Origin of the sequence: Hoylesella buccalis ATCC 35310 (assembly GCF_000177075.1) — a bacterium.
Taxonomy (GTDB): domain Bacteria; phylum Bacteroidota; class Bacteroidia; order Bacteroidales; family Bacteroidaceae; genus Prevotella; species Prevotella buccalis.
In genome coordinates, this window is the sequence record NZ_ADEG01000039.1 from 159,361 (window position 1) to 179,119 (window position 19,759).

Genomic DNA, 19,759 nt, shown 5'->3' on the forward strand with positions numbered 1-19,759 from the left:
AAGAAAAGCGCTTCTTCCTCATACGAATGTCATGAATAACTCATGCCATGAAAACATGCTTCCCATGTATCGTAGTTGTCATTTCCTGTACATGTCAGCCTGATTGTCATTTTTTTTTCGTATATTTGCAAGTGGTTATCATGAAATAACCATTGTTCACGCTATTTTATTTACAACCAGAAATATATTTTATTTTAATATGATTCTTACACTCATTGTACTTCTTGTTACAGTCATCATGTTTGTCGTTGGTCGTCTGCGTGCCGATATTGTGGCCTTGTGCGCCCTGTCAGTATTGCTTTTAGCTGGTATTCTAACGCCTGAAGAGGCCCTCTCTGGCTTTTCTTCCAAGGTAGTCATCATGATGATTGGTTTGTTTGTGGTGGGCGGTGCCATTCTGCAAACAGGTTTGGCCAAGGTGGCCAGCCAGCGCATCATACGCTTATCCAAGGGCAATGATATCAAACTTTTCTTGTTGGTCATTCTCACCACTTCTTTCATCGGCGCCTTTGTCAGCAACACTGGCACGGTGGCACTGATGATGCCCATCGTGGTGAGCATGGCGGCACAATCGAATACCAGTCCCGGCAAGCTGCTTATGCCACTGGCCTTTGCCAGTAGTCTGGGCGGAATGCTCACGCTCATTGGTACGCCGCCTAACCTTGTCATTCAGGAAGCACTCACCGACGCAGGTTTTGAACCATTGTCGTTCTTCTCGTTCTTTCCCGTTGGCATCGTATGTATTGCCTTAGGTATCATAGTGCTGTTGCCGCTGAGCCGTATATTCCTTGGCAAGGACAAGAAAGAAGGAAGGCGCAGGAAGTCCAAGAGCAAGAGCATGGACGAACTGGTGTCCGAATATAAGTTGCAAAGCTATACGGAGGCTTATCGCATTGGCAGTCATTCGCCACTGGTGGGAAAGACGGTAGCCCAGCTTGACCTGCGCAACAAGTATGGACTGTCGATTATCGAAATCAGGAAAGAACTAACCAATACCAATCGTATTATGCGGCAGGTTAAGCAAAATGTGCCAAAGCCATCTACCGTGCTGCGCGTTGGTAACCTGCTGTACCTTGCAGGTGACACCGACAAGATGGAAGCCTTTGCTGCAGAAAATGGGTTGGCTAAGCTCGATGACAGTTCGGTTGACTTCTATGACATTGGTATGGCCGAGTTGGTATTGATGCCTAATTCACGCATCAACGGCATACGTCTCAAGGATTCGGGCATTGGCGAACAATACAACATCAATGTGGTGGGAATCCGCCGCCATGGCGATTATATGTTGAAGAACCTCTCCGATCAGAAGCTATTGGCTGGTGACGTGCTGCTGGTACAAGGCTTGTGGAGCAACATCGACAAGTTGGACATGGCTGAAAGCGACTGGGTGGTGTTGGGCAGGCCCATTGAACAAGCCAGCAAGGTAACGCTCAACTACAAGGCACCTGTTGCTGCGCTCATCATGTTGCTGATGGTATGCATGATGGTGTTCGACTTTATTCCCGTAGAACCGGTTACTGCTGTTATCGTGGCGGGATTGCTTATGGTGCTCACAGGTTGTTTCCGAAATGTCGAGGCGGCCTACAAAACCATCAAGTGGGAGAGCATCGTACTCATCGCTGCCATGATGCCCATGTCCATTGCCTTGGAGAAGACGGGCGTTTCGACTCTTATATCCAGCTCGCTGGTCAATGCCTTCGGTAACATGGGTCCCATGGTGCTGCTGGCAGGTGTTTACTACACCACCACACTCTTAACCATGTTCATCAGCAACACCGCTACGGCCGTGCTCATGGCACCTATCGCCATGTCGGCCGCCTCACAGGTAGGAGTAAGCCCATACGCATTCCTTTTTGCCGTGACGCTGGGCGCCAGCATGTGTTTTGCCTCGCCATTTTCCACGCCACCCAATGCGCTGGTGATGAAAGCCGGGCAATACCAGTTCATGGACTATATCAAGGTAGGCTTGCCTCTTCAGTTGCTCATCGGTTTGGTGATGACGTTTGTGCTGCCCTTGCTGTTCCCGTTCTAAAGACTCTGCATGCTTTTCATGAGGCATGTTTAACCCTCATAACGCCCAATTTTATTGTTTTGACAACAGCATGGGCAAATGGGTTTGAAAGGTTGTGTGTGGAAATCACGATGCTCAACTATGATGAATTTTCTTGACAACGAACCTCTTCATATTTGGCGTATTTCCCAACAACCTTTTCAGTCGTTGCAAATACGGCCAGCATGCGAAGGTTTTGTAAGTGGTTTTGATACAATTAGTTGCAGATATGATTGTTTCTATGCCACTTTTTTCATGCACTTTTAAGCCAAAAGCATTGCTTTAGGGGTGCAATTATCATGCTTTTGTCCTGTTAACCCATGCCTATTGACCGCCAATAAGATGCATTAGTGCGCATGAAAGCATTACTTTATTGGTAAAAATAGAATTTTCTGACCCACCAATCATTCGATTTGCACCCTGTTTGCCTATCATTTTTTTCTAGATGATCAACATTGATGAGCTGTTTTAGGCCCCTTTTTCGGGTAAAATTTTCAACATTTTCTGCGTTCTGATGTGATTCATAACATTTTGCTTTGATGAATAATGGTGTTGCATTCAGTATGACCATTGATTGTTGCGAGGTTGACTGACTATGAAAAAAATACAGCAGGTGGCTATTGGATTTGCTGACAGACTGGGCGTGCGCCTCTACATTATTCTCTTGACTGATTCACAAGAGGCTACATTTGTTGCCGTATTAGCATAGGATATTAAGGTGAGAACGACTTTTCTTGTAAATTTATATGGATAAATAAGATTGTTTTGTAAATTTGCAAACAATCAAATTCAAATTATTTTTTATGCTGAAATCATCTAATCTACGACATATCTTCTTGTCAACGCTCATGTTAGGAACTGCCACTTTGTGGGCCCAAGGTCCCAACCGCACGGGAACCTATTACGAAAGTACGAATGGAAAAACGGGTGCAGCGTTGAAGACAGCCTTTTTTCACGTCATTTCCGGTTCCATTCACGGTTCTTACGATGGTCTGTGGGCGATTTACCGTACGTCCGATCGGCGTGCTGACGGCAAACTTTACGACATCTATTCCAACACTACCAATTATATCATTGGCAGTAGTGCGCAAGGACATCAATATTCAGGTGAAGGCGACGGCTACAACCGAGAGCACACGGTGCCTCAGAGTTGGTTCTTTAAAGCCAAGCCGATGAAGTATGACGCTCATCACATCCTGCCCTCAGATGGCTATGTGAACAATCGAAGAAGCAATTTTCCTTATGGCGAAACTAAGGGTGAGAAGTACCAGTCGAACAATGGATTCAGCAAACTTGGAACGTGTACTTTGCCAGGTTACGGTGGAACGGTGTTTGAACCCAACGATGAATACAAGGGCGATTTGGCTCGAATTTATTTCTACATGATTACTTGTTATGAGAGTAATGTGTCAAAATGGTCGAGCGGAAGTGGAGGTGCCAACATCTTTTCGGGAAATGCCTACAAGCCGTTGGTCAAGTGGCAGATGGACATGCTACTGCGTTGGGCGAAGAAAGATCCTGTGAGTGACAAGGAGATCAATCGCAATGAGGCGGTGGCAAAAGCTCAAGGCAACAGAAATCCGTTTGTAGATTATCCGGGGTTGGAGGATTATATTTGGGGCGATTCTGTGAATGTAGCCTTTAGTTATGATCATTACCGCAGCGGAGGTAGCGTCGTGGTGCCTGATCCTACACCCGACCCAACACCCCAACCGGGTGTGGATGGCGTGGTTTTCAATGAGTCGTTTGCATCGGGCAAGGGGATGTTCACTGTCGACAACAAGAAATTGTCAAACGGGATGACTTACGTTTGGTTCAGTTATGCGAAAGACAACGTGCAGTGTATGAAGGCATCTGCCTATGTCTATAGCGCAAACCAGGCTGCTGAAAGTTGGTTGATATCGCCTGTCATCGATTTAACTGCGTATGAAAAAGCACAAATGAGTTTTGAACAGGCTTGCAACTTTTTAAAGAGTTACAAAAATAGGGGAGGAGAATTCTTGTCTGTGATGGTTCAAGAGGTAGGACAATCGACATGGACGAAGGTGAATGTTGAGATTCCTGGACTTGAAAATTGGAAGTTTGTACAGACCAATCCCATCAATTTGAGTGCCTATGCTGGCAAGAAAATACAAGTGGCTTTCGTCTACAAGAGTACCACTTCGTGTGCGCCAACCTGGGAAATCAGAAACTTGAAGGTGACAGGAAGTGTGCCTACGGGCATCTCCCGAGTAATTACCGATTGGAATAAGCTGGACCCAGCGGCACCGATGTTTGATTTGTTTGGGCACCGGGTGCGCAGGAATTACAGAGGAGTGGTGATTCAACATGGCAGAAAACATCTCAAGAAATAACGGCATTTAGTTGAGATAAATGGTGTGATACTGCTGAAAAAAATGTATATTAGCAGAAAAATTGGAGGCTTTCATGAGAAATGAGTTCCTTTTATGTAGTGTGTTTGCTCTTCTGGTGGGATGCTCATCAAGCCGTTTGACATCACAGCAGAAGGACGTGAAGTTGGCCTGGACGGCGCAAAAGGTTCACGAGGCCATTGAAAATAAAAAGATGGCAGTGGATATCAATTATGTCATTCCTTTCCGTGGGGGTATGAAACATCTGGACTACGGGTATGGCATCCGCATGTCTGGCGACACGCTTTATTCATATCTTCCCTACTATGGGCGTGCCTACAATATTCCATACGGGGGCGGAAAGGCCTTGGTGTTCGACGCTCCTATTCAAGATTATGCTGTCAGTAGCCCTAAAAAAGGGTTGACAAAAATGGACATCTATGTAGAAAACGATGAAGATCGTTATGCGTATATGATGGAAATTTTTGATAACGGACAGGTTAACCTGCTGGTAAGGGCGCAAAAACGTGAACAAATCTTGTTCAGAGGAAAACTCGTCATCAAGGATGAAAAGGAACAATAGTAGATGCATCGCCCTTCTTGCAGCCTGCGTTGGATGGGCATGGACTGGTGGCATGGTGACAGATACCTTGTCCTATGATTTAATTTCTCTTTAAACAATCGTGTCAATCCATAGCTGTTTAAATCATGACCAACCCACGCTCACATTCCTATCGGCACCACCATCATCGCCATCACCACCACGGTTCAAGGTGGAAGAGAAGACTAAAGGCCATGGCTATTGTGGTTTCTTTTTTGTTTTTTGTGTTCTGTTCGGTGGTTATCTTTTTCCCAGAGCAGTACAGAAGTTTTCTTTCAGGTTTGCAAACTACGGCTTGGCAAAGCGGTTTGCTGCCTCATCCCCGGAGCAAATATCATTATGACGGTATCGATGTTTCGCATCATCAAGGACTTATCGATTGGCCTTTGGTGGCCAGCGACACGTGCATTCAGTTTGTATACATCAAGGCTACCGAGGGCAGTACGCACGTCGATACGTTATATCAGTACAATATACGAGAGGCTAAGCGTGCGGGATTGTTGGTTGGGTCGTATCATTTTTTGACCTCTTCCAGTTCTATGCGTTCACAATTCAACAACTTTATCACCCAAGTTGACAGTACATCTCAGCATCTTTTGCCGATGGTTGATGTGGAATGGTCGGGGGTAAAAGGGTGGAATAAGCGTCAAATACAGGATAGTTTGACTGTTTTTGTAGGGTTGGTCAAGCAACATTACGGTTCGTATCCGCTACTTTATGCCGACAGTCGTTTCTATAATGCCCATCTTTCGCCCCGTTTTGATAAGCTGCCCCTATTCATTGCCCATTATAGTGATGAGGCTCCCGTGGTGAATGGCGCTCATCGGCACTATATATGGCAACGCGATCAGCATGGATGGGTGAGTGGTATCAATCGTGAAGTGGATTTGGATGCGTTTGCATCCGGCACGACAATCACCGATATCCTGCTGCCATTAAAATCGAATGAATAATGACTTCTGGCAAGAAAATGATTTTCTAAAAGGTTAAAACCAGTCTGCCGAAGCCATTCATTGTGGTTTATGCTCGAATGGAATAATAGTATTTATCTTGATAATGATAGGAGTGGGGAGGATTTATAGTAGCTCCAATTCCACCGGACAGTGGTCGCTTCCTAAAATCTCTGTATGTATTTTGGCGTCAACGAGTCGTTCTTTGAGCCGTTCTGAAATGAGAAAATAGTCGATACGCCAGCCGGCATTCTTTTCTCTTGCGCGAAATCTGTACGACCACCACGAGTATGTTACTTGCTCAGGATAGAGATGACGAAAGGTATCTACAAAGCCATTGTTAAGCAAAATCGTCATCTTTTCACGCTCTTCGTCTGTAAAACCGGCGTTACGGCGATTGGTCTTGGGGTTCTTCAGGTCGATTTCTTCATGGGCAACGTTCAGATCTCCGCAGATAATCACTGGTTTGATGGCATCCAACTGCATAACGTAAGCTCGGAAATCGTCTTCCCATTGCATGCGATAGTCAAGTCGGCGAAGCTCATCTTGCGAGTTGGGAACATAGACGGTGATGAGGAAAAAGTCATCCATCTCCATGGTTATCACCCGTCCTTCGTGGTCGTGTTCGTCTATTCCCAAGCCATACGTCACGTTCAGTGGTGTATGTTTGGTGTAGATGGCGGTACCCGAATAGCCTTTCTTGTCGGCATAGTTCCAGTACGATTGATAGCCTTCGAACTGCAAGTCCAATTGGCCTGCCTGCATTTTGGTTTCTTGCAGGCAAAAAAAGTCAGCGTCCAAATGATGGAATGATGCTTCAAAATCCTTCTTCACACAGGCCCGCAGCCCGTTAACGTTCCATGAGATAAACTTCATATACTTAGCTTAGTCGTGAATAATTGTGTTTGGCAATCCTCAAGTTGCCATCTTATGTAAACCTTGAGAAGGCCGAATTGTCGTCCAATTGCTTGTTGATAGTGAGGAAACGAATCAATGCAGTAGGACAAATGCCAAACACTATTGGTGAAAATTTATTTATATTCTCTTTGATTCCCCTCGCAGAAGATTCATGAACTCCTCACGGGTTTTGGCTTGATTGAAGGCACCACTGAATGCACTGGTAGTGGTGATAGAGTTTTGTTTCTCTACTCCGCGCATCTGCATGCACATGTGTTTAGCCTCAATCACTACCATCACTCCTAAGGGTTTGAGTGCACTTTGGATGCAATCTCCAATTTGTTGCGTCAAACGTTCCTGCACTTGCAGACGGTGACTGTATATGTCAACCACGCGAGCTATTTTGCTTAATCCGGTGATGTGGCCGTTGGGGATGTAGGCTACATGCACTTTTCCATAGAAAGGCAGCATGTGGTGCTCGCACATGGAGAAGAAATCAATGTCTTTGACGATGACCATTTGATTGTATTTCTCATCAAACAGCGCATCGAGAAGCACTTGTTTGGGGTCTTGTGCGTATCCTCTTGTCAGCACTTGCATGGCTTTTGCCACGCGCATGGGAGTCTTCTGTAGGCCTTCGCGCTGTGGGTCTTCGCCGAGAAGTGATAATATTTTTTCGTAATGTGAGGCCAGTTCGTCCAGGCCTTCACGAAATTCAGTATCTGAATTCATTTGTTTCTTCGTTCCTATTGTTTAATATTGTACAGTAATTTTGCCGCGTACAATGCTGGCTTGTTTATACCCAAGACCTTTCACTTGCTTGAGAATGTGAGCCGCTTCTTCATAACTTCGATAATTACCTACGCGACAGATCCACCTTGGAGAATAGAAATGAACGTAAACTGGCTCATTAGGAAACGTCTGTTTGATGATGTCTCTGGCGGCTTCTGCTCGTTGTCTGTCGGCTCGTGAGTTGCCTCCAGCATAGACTTGCACACGGTATCCATTGATCTTATACCCCTTCCGCATCACTTTTTTGCGCAAGTCGATGGTGGGAATCTCCATCTCATTGGTCGAAGTCTCTTCGTTTTGCAGTCGTTTATCTTCATGTCTAGCCGTGGAATCATGTTTCGTTTCAGCTCCCTCTTTAGGTTTCTGACCATTCTTCTCCGCCGGGTTTGTTGTGACTGCAGGTGTGTTTTGATTCTTTGTTACTGCAACATTCTTTACGTCTTGCGCTTTGTTATCAATCCTGCCAGTCTGTGTTGTAGCGGTTTTCGCTTTTCCGTTAACCAATTCGTCGATATCCTTACTCTGGCTAACTTTGACAGATGCTTTTCCTGGCTCCTTCTTCTGAAGATGCTCAAGGAAAGTCTGTGCATCAGCAAATGTTACTGAACAAATGATGATGATGAATAAAGTGACGAATTTCTTCATTTTTCTTTGGTGTTAATTCAAAAATGTCGAGTGAGCCAAAGGCTCACTATTGGATGGGCCTTGCCTCACTCAACATGTGTGGAGTCTTATTTCTTCCAAGCATCAATAATGCCCTTGAAGTCGGCACATTTGAGTGATGCGCCACCAATCAGACCGCCATCGATGTTTTCTTTAGCGAACAATTCTGGCGCATTGCTGGCTTTGCAGCTGCCTCCGTACAAGATAGTGGTGTCCTGAGCCACCTCGTTACCATACTTCTCAGCAACGATTGAACGAATATAGGCATGAATCTCTTCTGCCTGATCGGCTGTTGCAGTCTTTCCAGTACCAATAGCCCAGATGGGTTCGTAGGCGATAATGATGTTCTTGAACTCTTCTTCAGAAAGGTTAAATACAGAACCTTCGAGTTCTGCCTTCACCACTTCGTTCTGCTTGTTGGCCTCGCGCTCTTCCAAAGTCTCGCCAATGCAGAAGATAACCTTCAGCCCATTCTTCAATGCCAACTGCACTTTCTCCTTCAAGATTTCTGGAGTTTCCTTGTAATATTGACGTCTTTCAGAGTGTCCCAGAATGACATATTGTGCTCCGGTGCTCTTTACCATCTCTGCAGAAACCTCACCTGTGTAGGCTCCTTTTTCCTTATCGGCACAGTTCTCAGCACCCAGACCCACTAAGTTTTTATCCAATACGTCTGCAACACATGCCAAGTGAATGAACGGTGTGCAGATGATAACGCCGCAGTTGGGCTTTTCAGCTACTAATGCTTCATTGATTTCTTTTGCCAAAGCAACACCTTCTTGCAGGTTCAGATTCATCTTCCAGTTACCTGCTACGATTTTCTTTCTCATTTTACTATTCTTTTTTAAGAGTTGATTTATTATCTTTTTCTTTCTTTTGATAGCGTTCTTCTTTCTTTTTCTTGAACTTCAACCACTGGCTCCAGGCCCAAAGACGGTCGGCAATGGTCAGCAACATCAATGGCAGGATGAACCACAAGAAGATTTCTGCTATCCTGGTTGACACGCTGTTGACAGGCATTTGCCCAATCACTTCTTCGTTCAGCGGCCGTTGCATGTCCGCTTCTTTCGGCAAGTCGTTGTGGCTCCATTTCCTAATGATGGTTCCTTTTTTCAGTAAAAGCAACCCAGGATTACTTCTGATGATGGTCTTCAGCGTGGTTTCGTCAGTCATGTAGAACGGATATTCGGCACCCGTCAGATCCTGCCAACGCTTGATGTGCGGCTCGGTGCTTGACGTGAGGCAATAAAAAGGATAATTGTACGTCTGTGCATACTCGTAAATCCTGTCAATATCGCCAAAGTTTGAGTCGTCTGCATATTCCAGATGAGGCGAGATGAGCAAGAAGGTGTAACTCGTATCGTTCAACACCTCCTGGGTGAGGTCATCTCCCTGCTGGGTTTGTATGCTGAAGTCGTGTATGGGAGGCACATACCCTTGCGCCGTCTGAACAGTCTTACTGTCCACGAAAGTCCAAGTAGAGTCTGGGTAATTGTCCAGTGTAAACTCCTTCGTCACGCCATTTTTTTTCAGCAAGAATGTTGTTTCAAACTTGGGTTGCTCTGCTCCTTCGGGAATCACCATACCCTGTTGGATGTTGGCTCCCACGTGATAAGGCCTGAAATCGAACAGCGGCAGCTTGTACAGGCAATACAGACTGGACACGATAATGAAGAAGATGGTATAGTTGAACACAATCCATTGGTTGGGTCTTGATATGAAACGCCACATGCGTGTCGGCCAAATGGCCAAGACAATGGCACAACCCAGTAGCACAATGTTCTTCAACAATGTCTCCGTATTGCTCAGTTTGATGGCGTCACCAAAGCACCCACAGTCGCTGATGGGATTGGCGATGGCCAACCACAGCGTCACTACTGTCATGATTGCCATGAAAACCAGCGTGATTTTCGACACCACTCGCCGCCTGATAGCCAGCAGGATGAACACGCCCAAGCAGAATTCCAAAGCTGACAAAACTACCGAAGCTCCCAACGTCATCCAGTCGGGAATCATGCCTTGCCTTGCCAATGCTTCCAGATAGTCTTCTATCTTGTATTGTGTCCCCAGCGGGTCAATTGCCTTGACATATCCCGAAAGGATGAATGTCACCCCCAGGAGCAGGCGGCAAACGTTGGTCGATATCGTCTTGAGTTTATTCACTGAGCCTGATAACACCGAAGACAGCGTAGTTGATAATGTCCATCAAATTGGAGTCGATGCCCTCAGAAACGAGTGCCTGTCCATGGATGTCTTCCAGTTCTTTGATTCGTTGTATCTTTGTCAAGATAAAGTCTGTGTAGCTGCTCACCCGCATCGAGCGCCATGCCTCATCGTAGTCGTGGTTCTTTTTCACCATCAGTGTGAGCGCTTCGCTCGCATGTTGGTCGTACAACGCCATGGCCTGCTCGGTGTTGATGTCTATTTCGTCAACGAACCCCTTCTCCAGTTGAATCAGCCCCACGATGCCATAGTTAATCAAGGCCATGAATTCAGGGCGGATGCCTTCGTCTATCATGGCTTGTTTTTTGATTTCCAACGAGCGTATGCGCTTGGCTTTGATGAACAGCTGGTCTGTCAATGACGACGGACGCAGAATGCGCCACGACGCACTGTAATCGTGAAGTTTCTTCTCAAAGAGCGTGCGACATTCGGTCAGCACCTTCTTGAACTGCTCTTCTGTCTTCGTATTGTTCATATTTATTGTTTGCAAAATTAGTCAATTCTCATGAAATATCCAAAGGAAGTGGATGTCGATTTTTTGCCGACAAATCTGCGCTGAATAGGTTGATAGGTTAACAACGAAAAAAAATGAAGAATCGCTTTGCGGGGTTATCTCTCGCCAGTCGTTCTTCATTCTCTATCTTCTGCGCAACCCTCCAGGTTGCATGACGTATCTGAAACCTGTGCTACAGACCTTGTTTCTGCCGCATCCTAATCATTCGCACCACGCCGCACATGGCCTCATAGCGCGCCTTCAGCGAGTCGCGTTCCACCCTCATCATGTTGGCTTTGTACAGATTCGATTCCATGGGGATGCTTCTCAAGACGGTTTGTAGTGCCGAGTCGGTCTTGGCAATGTCGGCCTGTGCCTGCTTCAAGGAAGCGTTTTGCCAAATGTGCAGGGCTTCCTTGCGGCTCTCTATGGCTTTGGGAAACCGCATGCGCAGTGCCATGATGGAGTCGAGTGCTTCATTATAGCAACCATCCTTATATAAGGTCTTAATCTGGGAGAGCAATCTTGCTGCTTTTTCGTCTTCAGATGGTGTGCACGAACAGATGAGAAGCGTGCACAGAATCAACCACATATATTTCTTCATGTCGCAAAAATACGATTTTTCTCTTTCATAGCACCCAAAACATGGCTAATTTTTAGTAACTTTGCAGCCACTTAAGAAGTTTTATAGTTTCAACATGCGTAATCTCTCCAATGCCGACTTGGCTCATCTCCTTGATCAACCTATCTTTCATCACCTATCCGCTGTGGCCGATGACTTGCAGCTGGAATGCTATGTAGTGGGTGGCTATGTTCGCGACCTTTTTCTCGAACGACCGTCCAACGACATCGACGTGGTGGTGGTGGGCAGCGGCATCAAAGTGGCAGAGGCCTTGAAGCAGCGGCTGGGTAAGCAAGCTCATCTGTCGGTATTTCGCAATTTTGGAACGGCGCAAGTGAAGTATCGGGGACAGGAAGTGGAGTTCGTGGGCGCCCGAAAAGAAAGCTACAACCACGATTCACGCAAGCCCGTGGTGGAGGATGGCACCTTGGAGGACGACCAAAACCGACGTGATTTCACCATCAACGCCATGGCTGTCTGCCTCAACGAGGCGAGGTTTGGCGAGCTGGTCGATCCCTTTGACGGTCTTTTAGACTTGGAAGACGGCATCATTCGCACGCCGCTCGACCCCGACATCACTTTCTCTGACGATCCATTGCGCATGATGCGCTGCGTGCGTTTCGCCACACAATTGAAATTTTTCATCGAGGACGAAACCTTTGAGGCATTGCAGCGCAACCGGGAACGCATCAAGATTGTCAGTGGGGAACGTATCGCCGACGAGCTGAACAAAATCATGATGACCGACCACCCCAGTCGGGGATTCGTAGAACTGCATCGCTGTGGATTGCTCGAACTCATCTTGCCCGAGTTCACCCTCATGGACATCGTGGAAACAAGGAACGGCCGAGCGCATAAAAACAATTTCTATCATACCCTGGAAGTGGTTGATAACATTTGCCAACATACCGACAACTTGTGGCTTCGGTGGGCGGCTTTGTTCCATGACATCGGAAAACCACGCAGCAAAAGGTGGGACGTTCAGGCCGGATGGACGTTCCATAACCATAATTACATTGGATCCAAGATGATTCCAGGCATCTTCAGACGGCTAAAATTTCCCATGGACAGCAAGATGAAGTATGTGCAAAAAATGGTTGATATGCACATGCGTCCCATCGCCATCGCCGATGAAGAGGTGACCGACAGTGCCGTTCGTCGCTTGATGAACGATGCCGGTGACGACATCGACGGCCTCATGACGCTGTGCGAAGCCGACATTACCAGTAAAAACGCACAGCGTAAACAGCGGTTTTTGGACAACTTTCGTATGGTACGCGAGAAGCTGGATGACCTGAAAGAACGCGACTACAAGCGGCTGTTGCAGCCTTGCATCGACGGAAACGAAATCATGGAGATGTTCCACTTGCAGCCATCGCGCGAGGTGGGGACGTTGAAGCAGACCTTGAAAGACGCGGTGCTTGATAACAAGGTGCCGAACGAACGCGAACCGTTGATGGCTCTTTTGATTGAAAAAGCCAAAAAAATGGGGTTGGACGTACCTCAAAAATAGGAGTAAAAAAATCACGGTTTTGTCAATATTTTTGGTTATTTCAAAACTTGCATTCTAGAGATAATCCAGCCATTTATAGCTTCAAAAATCACTTTCTGATGCCCTTGTCTGGCAAAAAGCATTGACTTTGGTCTTCTATAGCATGCTTTTTGCCCCTGAAAAGCATGTCCGTTGCTGGTCAAACGCAATGCTCTTGGCGTACAATTTGGCTGCTTTTGAGGTGTCGTTGATAGGGTATATTTATGTAATTGGATGAGTGTGAAGCATATACAAAATTCGCATATTTTCGACCACCGAGGCACTTGCTTGCAAATACGCGAGTATTTGAGCGGGTTTGCAAGATTTTTCAACATCCCAGGCAACCCGTTTTTGACATCTTGGTTGGGGTAAGATGGCGTCGATGCCGAGGCACATTTTCATCTTTCTCCAATCCGTTTGATGTGCGTGTTTTTGCATTTTTGCTCCAAGGATGAATGTTTGCATCCGCTTGATGTAAATCCTCTATTTTCGTTATTTGCAGATAATATATGTTAAATGTAAGTGGTATTGATGCCAAAGTGAGAAAAAATCATGTAATTTTGCATGGCAAAAACTTATAAACTTGCAATAGTTTTCGATTAGGTTCTAATCGTATGTTTTTTTGAGAAAGAATGAAAAATAATAGATTATATAAAGGTATGAGACAAAAAAGTATGTTTTTGTTTGCAGCCATGGCTGCACTCTTGGTTTCGTGTGGCGGTAAACCCAGCATGAAATTCGGTGACAACGAATATCCTGTCACGCAAATCAAGTCGACGGGTTCTACAACCCAGACCACTTATCCAGCCGTGATCAAGGGTATTCAAGATGTTGAGATTCGGCCGAAGGTGTCGGGATTCATTACAAAACTGAACGTGAAAGAGGGCCAAACAGTAGGCAAGGGCCAGGTGTTGTTCGTGATAGACAACAGTACTTATCAGGCATCGGTTCGCCAAGCGCAGGCTGCCGTGAACTCAGCCAAGTCGCAACTCAACACCGCTAAGTTGACCTACGAGAACAGTGAGCAGTTGTTCAAGAGCAATGTCATTGGCCAATACGAATTACAATCAGCTCAAAATACTTACGCAACGGCACAGGCAGCGGTGGCTCAGGCACAAGCTGCACTGGCTTCGGCGAAGGAGATGCTGAGTTTCTGCTATGTGAAGAGTCCGGCGGCAGGTGTCGTTGGCAGCCTTCCTTTCAAGGTGGGGGCCTTGGTCAGCGCTTCAAGTCCCACGCCGTTGACCACCGTTTCCAACAACAGCACCATGGAGGTTTACTTCTCCATGACTGAGAAAGATGTGCTGGAAATGACCAAGACATCGGGCAACGTGTCGGCTGTCATCGCATCGATGCCAGCGGTAAAATTGCAGATGGCCGATGGCACGATTTACAACCAGCCTGGTAAGGTGGTGAAGATGAGTGGTGTGATAGACCAAGCCACTGGTACCTTGACGTTGATAGCTCACTTCAAAAATCCTAATCGGTTGTTGAAGAGTGGCGGATCGGGCTCTATCGTCGTACCACGGGTAAGCAACCACGCCATCGTTATTCCGCAGTCGTATGCAACTGAGGTGCAGGATAAGATTTTTGTTTATACGGTTGGCAAGGACAACAAGGTCAAGTACACGGAAATTAAGGTAGCTCCGCAAAACGATGGACAAAACTATATCGTGACAGAGGGACTGAAAGTGGGCGACCGCATCGTTACCAATGGCATCACAAAGTTGAGCGATGGCATGGAAATCAAGCCCATCACGCAGGCGCAGTACGCCAAGAAGATAGCCGATGCTGAGAAACTTGGCGAGATTCAGGGTGACTACGGAAAGATGAAAGAGGCTTTTAAATAAAGGTGCATTTGATGGGTTGGGGTGAGAACCAGCCTATCATGAATGCTGAAAAGTAAGCGAGAAAACAACAACGAATTATGACATTTACAAAATTTATCAAGCGACCGGTATTGTCAACGGTAATCTCCGTGGTCATCGTGATCTTGGGATTCATCGGACTGACCACGCTTCCCATCGAGCAATATCCGGATATAGCGCCACCTACCATTTCGGTATGGACCACTTACATCGGCGCAGATGCTGAAACGGTGAAGAACTCTGTGCTCGCTCCCCTTGAGGAAAGCATCAACGGTGTGGAGAACATGGAGTACATGACCTCGCAGGCTACCAACGCTGGTGCGGCGCAGATTACCATTTATTTCCGTCAGGGAACCAACCCTGACATGTGTGCCGTTAACGTGCAAAACCGCGTTTCGCAGGCTCAGGCGTTGCTGCCGGCAGAGGTGAACCGCGTGGGTGTAACCGTATCTAAGCGTCAAACCTCGCAGGTGTTGATGTACACGCTGACGTCAGAGGGTGGCAAATACGATGATAGGTTTTTAACCAACTACAACAATATCAACATCATTCCGGCCATCAAGCGTGTTCGAGGCGTGGGTGACGTGCAGAGCCCAGGTATGAAGACCTACTCCATGCGTATCTGGTTGAAGCCTGATGTGATGAAACAGTATGGCTTGATGCCATCTGATATCGCTGGCGCGTTGGCCGAACAAAACGTGGAAGCTGCTCCTGGTTCGTTCGGTGAACAGAGCAACATGGCCTACGAGTATGTGATGCGCTATAAAGGTCGTCTGAAAACGGCCGACGAGTTTGGCAACATTATCTTGCACAGTACGCAGACGGGACAGACCCTGAAGTTGAAAGATGTGGCAAAGATAGAACTTGGCGGATTGACTTATGCCGTGAGCATGCGCAACAACAACCAACCATCGTCCATGGGTATGGTTCAACAAATTGCGGGTTCGAACGCCAATGACATTGCTAAAGCGGTGAAAGCTGAATTGGAGAATCAGGCAAAGAACTTCCCGCCGGGCATGGAATACAAGATTAACTATGATGTGACCGAGTTCCTTTATGCTTCTATCGCAGAGGTTCTCAAGACATTGGTCATAACCTTGCTGCTGGTGTTCTTGGTGGTTTACATCTTTTTACAGGACTTCCGTTCTACCTTGATTCCGCTGATTGCCGTGCCGGTGTCACTGATAGGAACCTTCTTCTTCTTGCAATTGTTCGGATTCTCCATCAACTTGCTCACGCTGTCGGCCCTCTTGCTGGCGATAGCCATTGTGGTTGACGATGCCATCGTGGTGGTTGAGGCCGTTCATGCCAAGTTGGATTTGGGATATAAGAGTGCTTTGACGGCCAGCATTGATGCGATGAACGAAATTGCGGGCGCCATTATTTCCATCACGTTGGTGATGGCTGCGGTGTTCGTTCCGGTGTCGTTCATCGGTGGAACATCAGGAACGTTCTACCGAGAGTTTGGTGTGACCATGGCGGTGTCAATCATCATATCGGCCCTGAACGCCTTAACGCTCTCGCCAGCATTGTGTGCCATCTTCCTGAAACCAAAGAATGAGGATGGAACCGAGCGTAAGATGAGTAGGATAGACCGTTTTCATGCGTCGTTTAATACCAGTTATGAGAAGGTCTTGGGTAAATACAAAAATCGATTGCAAAAGCTGGTTAGGAAGCCTGTTCTCACAGGAGTCTTCATCTTGGTGGGTGCAATAGCCTTGCTCTTGACCATGAAAACAACCAAGACAGGATTGGTTCCGGATGAAGATACGGGTACGCTGTTCTGTACGGTGTCTATGCCTCCGGCAACAAGTGCGGTGCGCACGCAGCAGGTGATCGACCAGGTTGATGCCATGTTGGCCAGCAATCCGGCCATTCAGAGCCGCGAACAGCTGCAAGGATACAACTTCATTGCCGGGCAAGGGTCTGACCAAGCTACCTTTATTATCAAGTTGAAGCCTTTCAGTGAGCGTAACATGGGACAAAGTGCCATGGCGGTATTAGGCATGATATACAAGCAGACTGCTCAGATTAAGGATGCTCAAATCTTGGCATTCGCACCTCCTATGATTCCTGGTTTCGCCTTGAGCAACGGCGTTTCCTTGGTGTTGCAGGACAAAACGGGTGGCGATTTGAATAAATTCTTCCAAGTAACCAAGGCTTATTTGGCCGAATTGAACAAGCGTCCGGAGATACAAATGGCCATGACCTCGTACAATCCAAACTATCCTCAGTATCTGATTGATGTGGATGTGGCTAAATGCAAGCAGGCAGGCATATCTCCTGCCACCGTCTTGAGTACGCTTCAGGGGTATTACGGTGGCATGTACGCCTCTAACTTCAATGCATACGGCAAGCTGTATCGTGTCATGATTCAGGGTGATGTTTCCAGTCGTGAGCGTCCAGAGGGTCTGAATGACATCTATGTCCGTACACCTGGCGGCATGGCACCCGTGCAAAGTTTCATTTCGATGAAGCGTGTTTTCGGCCCATCAAACATCAATCGGTTCAACATGTTTACGAGTATCAACGTTCAGGTAACGCTGAATAGCGGTTATTCTACAGGTGAAGCCATTCAAGCCATCAAGGAAGTTGCCGCGACAGACCTGCCTCAAGGCTACGGATACGACTTCTCTGGCTTGTCAAGGTCAGAGAGTGAATCGAGCAATGCCACTGGCATGATATTTGTATTATGCTTCTTGTTCGTGTATTTGATATTGGCAGCGCAGTACGAAAGCTACCTGTTGCCCTTCGCAGTTATCCTCTCTATCCCGTTTGGATTGGCTGGTGCTTTCCTCTTTACGCAGTTGTTTGGACACAACAATGACATCTACATGCAGATTTCTCTGATTATGTTGATTGGTTTGTTGGCCAAGAATGCCATTTTGATTGTGCAGTTCGCCCTTGAAAGACGACGCACGGGTATGGCTATTACATGGTCTGCCATTCTCGGATCGGGTGCTCGTTTGCGCCCCATCTTGATGACTTCGTTGGCCATGGTCATCGGTTTGTTGCCAATGATGTTTGCCATGGGCGTGGGAAAGAATGGTAATCAAACTCTGGGGGCGGCCGCTGTAGGAGGTATGTTGATTGGTACGCTCTGTCAGTTGTTTGTTGTTCCAGGTTTGTTTGTCATCTTCCAGGCATTGCAAGAGAGATTCACACCGATTAAGTTTGATGATGAAGAGAACTCTGAAGCAGAGGCTGAACTGCAGCAATACGCGCGCCGTCCGGTAGGAATCACAGTAGATGAGAATAATAAAGAATAGTGATGAAAATACAAAATATAATGATTATGGGACTTGCAGCATTGGCGTTAACCAGCTGCAAGAGCCTCTATGGAACGTATCAACGCCCCAATGTGAACACCAAGGGAATCGTTCGTGATTCGCTTTCGATGACAGATACGTTGGTTGTGACGGACACAACGAGCTTTGGTAACATGCCTTGGCGCAGTGTGTTCACCGACCCACAATTGCAAACGCATATAGGAAGGGCGTTGACTAACAATGTGGATCTGCTGAATGCTGCGCTGAACGTGAAGATGGCTGAAGCACAATTGAAGGCAGCCAGGTTGTCTTTTCTGCCTTCTTTCACCTTTGCTCCCCAGGGAACCATTGCTTCTTGGGATGGTGGAAAGGCCATTTCAACTTATCAATTGCCCATTGCTGCCAGCTGGAATGTTGATTTGTTTGGCAATTTGCTCAGTCAGAAACGTGCCGCACAGGTAGCGTTGTTGGCCACAAAGGACTATCAGACGTTGGTTAAAGCCAATATCATCAGCGGGGTAGCGAATATGTATTATACCCTTTTGATGCTCGACAAACAGCTCGAAATCGTCAACAACATGCACGAATTGACCAAGGAAACGTGGGACAAGATGAAGGTATTGAAAGATCTTGGACGCGGTATTCGGTCGACAGGTGTGCAGAGTGCCGAAGCAAACTACTATGCAGTGGAGGCCAAAAAGACCGATTTGGTGCGCCAGATACGTGAAACGGAGAACGCTTTGTCGCTCTTGATGGGACAACCGGCACAGAGTATCTCGCGCGGAAGGCTTGAGAATCAGGCTCTGCCCGCGAACTTATCTACCGGCATCGGCATCCAGTTGCTGGCCAATCGTCCCGACGTTCATGCGGCAGAGATGCAATTAGCCGAATGTTTCTATGGCGTAGAAACCGCTCGAAGCCGTTTTTATCCAAGTCTGACGATTGCTCCTACCGGCATGTTTACCAACAGTGCGGGAGCTGCGGTCATCAATCCTGGCAAATGGATGCTGTCGGCTGTCGGCAGTTTGGTGCAGCCTATCTTCCAAAAAGGAAAGATTATTGCAGGACTACGCGTTGCTGAAGCCCAATATGAAAAGGCCTATAACACGTGGCAGAACAGCATATTGAAGGCTGGAAATGAAGTGAGTAACGCACTTGTGCTTTACCATTCGTCAGATGAAAAGAGCAAGATTGAGGCTAAACAGATACAAACTCTGCAACAAAATGTGGAGGATACCAAGCTTCTTTTAAGTCAGTCGAGCAGTACATACCTTGAGGTAATCACTGCTCAGCAAACCCTTCTCAATGCGCAGATGGCTAAGATTACGGACGATTTTCACAAGATGCAGGCCGTTGTAAACCTCTATCAGGCCCTCGGCGGCGGCGTGAAAGAATAGGGTAGGATGGTTGATAAGTTGACAAGGAAGGACCAATCAGGCAAAATAGACC

The 19,759-nt window shown here is 46.9% G+C and carries 13 protein-coding genes and 1 pseudogene; 8 read left to right on the plus strand and 6 right to left on the minus strand.

Annotated features, from left to right (window positions below; genetic code table 11):
• Positions 1 to 199 precede the first annotated feature (199 nt).
• The 4 genes from HMPREF0650_RS03920 (at position 200) to HMPREF0650_RS03940 (ending at position 5,955) form a co-directional block, all read left to right on the plus strand.
• Positions 200 to 2,032, plus strand: a complete 1,833-nt coding sequence (locus tag HMPREF0650_RS03920) for an SLC13 family permease (RefSeq protein ID WP_040562349.1) — start codon at positions 200 to 202, stop codon at positions 2,030 to 2,032.
• 821 nt (positions 2,033 to 2,853) lie between these two features.
• The gene (locus HMPREF0650_RS03930; protein ID WP_004348510.1) at positions 2,854 to 4,404 is read left to right on the plus strand and encodes an endonuclease; all 1,551 of its coding nucleotides are present in this window, start codon (positions 2,854 to 2,856) and stop codon (positions 4,402 to 4,404) included.
• 73 nt (positions 4,405 to 4,477) lie between these two features.
• A complete protein-coding gene (locus HMPREF0650_RS03935) occupies positions 4,478 to 4,984 on the plus strand; it encodes a DUF4251 domain-containing protein (RefSeq protein WP_040562383.1) in 507 nt (168 codons plus the stop codon).
• A 125-nt stretch (positions 4,985 to 5,109) separates the two neighbouring features.
• The gene (locus HMPREF0650_RS03940) at positions 5,110 to 5,955 is read left to right on the plus strand and encodes a glycoside hydrolase family 25 protein (RefSeq protein WP_245543453.1); all 846 of its coding nucleotides are present in this window, start codon (positions 5,110 to 5,112) and stop codon (positions 5,953 to 5,955) included.
• 123 nt (positions 5,956 to 6,078) lie between these two features.
• Here the strand turns inward: HMPREF0650_RS03940 and HMPREF0650_RS03945 are convergent, their stop codons facing one another.
• The 6 genes and pseudogenes from HMPREF0650_RS03945 to HMPREF0650_RS03975 all read right to left on the minus strand — a co-directional run bounded on the left by HMPREF0650_RS03945 (position 6,079) and on the right by HMPREF0650_RS03975 (position 11,624).
• Positions 6,079 to 6,828: an exodeoxyribonuclease III gene (locus HMPREF0650_RS03945; RefSeq protein ID WP_004348513.1), complete on the minus strand. Its 750-nt coding sequence runs from the start codon at positions 6,826 to 6,828 to the stop codon at positions 6,079 to 6,081.
• Positions 6,829 to 6,987: 159 nt separating this feature from the next.
• Entirely contained in the window at positions 6,988 to 7,581 is a 594-nt protein-coding gene (gene folE, locus HMPREF0650_RS03950; protein ID WP_004348514.1) for a GTP cyclohydrolase I FolE, read from the minus strand.
• 21 nt (positions 7,582 to 7,602) lie between these two features.
• Positions 7,603 to 8,286 (minus strand): SPOR domain-containing protein, encoded by a 684-nt coding sequence (locus HMPREF0650_RS03955; protein WP_004348515.1) that lies wholly within the window; start codon positions 8,284 to 8,286, stop codon positions 7,603 to 7,605.
• Between the two features lie 86 nt (positions 8,287 to 8,372).
• Positions 8,373 to 10,467 (minus strand): annotated as a pseudogene (locus HMPREF0650_RS13470) (BT_3928 family protein).
• Positions 10,460 to 11,002, minus strand: a complete 543-nt coding sequence (locus tag HMPREF0650_RS03970) for a DUF1599 domain-containing protein (protein WP_004348519.1) — start codon at positions 11,000 to 11,002, stop codon at positions 10,460 to 10,462. Before HMPREF0650_RS03970 ends, HMPREF0650_RS13470 begins: the two are co-directional and overlap by 8 nt.
• 211 nt (positions 11,003 to 11,213) lie before the next feature.
• Entirely contained in the window at positions 11,214 to 11,624 is a 411-nt protein-coding gene (locus HMPREF0650_RS03975) for a hypothetical protein (protein WP_040562353.1), read from the minus strand.
• A gap of 94 nt (positions 11,625 to 11,718) precedes the next feature.
• On the opposite strand from HMPREF0650_RS03975, the gene HMPREF0650_RS03980 reads away from it, so the two are divergent.
• The 4 genes from HMPREF0650_RS03980 to HMPREF0650_RS04000 all read left to right on the plus strand — a co-directional run bounded on the left by HMPREF0650_RS03980 (position 11,719) and on the right by HMPREF0650_RS04000 (position 19,707).
• Complete coding sequence (locus HMPREF0650_RS03980; protein ID WP_004348526.1) at positions 11,719 to 13,155, plus strand: CCA tRNA nucleotidyltransferase; 1,437 nt, start codon at positions 11,719 to 11,721, stop codon at positions 13,153 to 13,155.
• Positions 13,156 to 13,832: 677 nt separating this feature from the next.
• Complete coding sequence (locus HMPREF0650_RS03990; RefSeq protein WP_040562357.1) at positions 13,833 to 15,023, plus strand: efflux RND transporter periplasmic adaptor subunit; 1,191 nt, start codon at positions 13,833 to 13,835, stop codon at positions 15,021 to 15,023.
• Positions 15,024 to 15,100: 77 nt separating this feature from the next.
• Positions 15,101 to 18,310, plus strand: a complete 3,210-nt coding sequence (locus tag HMPREF0650_RS03995; protein WP_004348528.1) for an efflux RND transporter permease subunit — start codon at positions 15,101 to 15,103, stop codon at positions 18,308 to 18,310.
• A gap of 2 nt (positions 18,311 to 18,312) precedes the next feature.
• A complete protein-coding gene (locus tag HMPREF0650_RS04000) occupies positions 18,313 to 19,707 on the plus strand; it encodes a TolC family protein (RefSeq protein ID WP_004348529.1) in 1,395 nt (464 codons plus the stop codon).
• Positions 19,708 to 19,759: the final 52 nt, after the last annotated feature.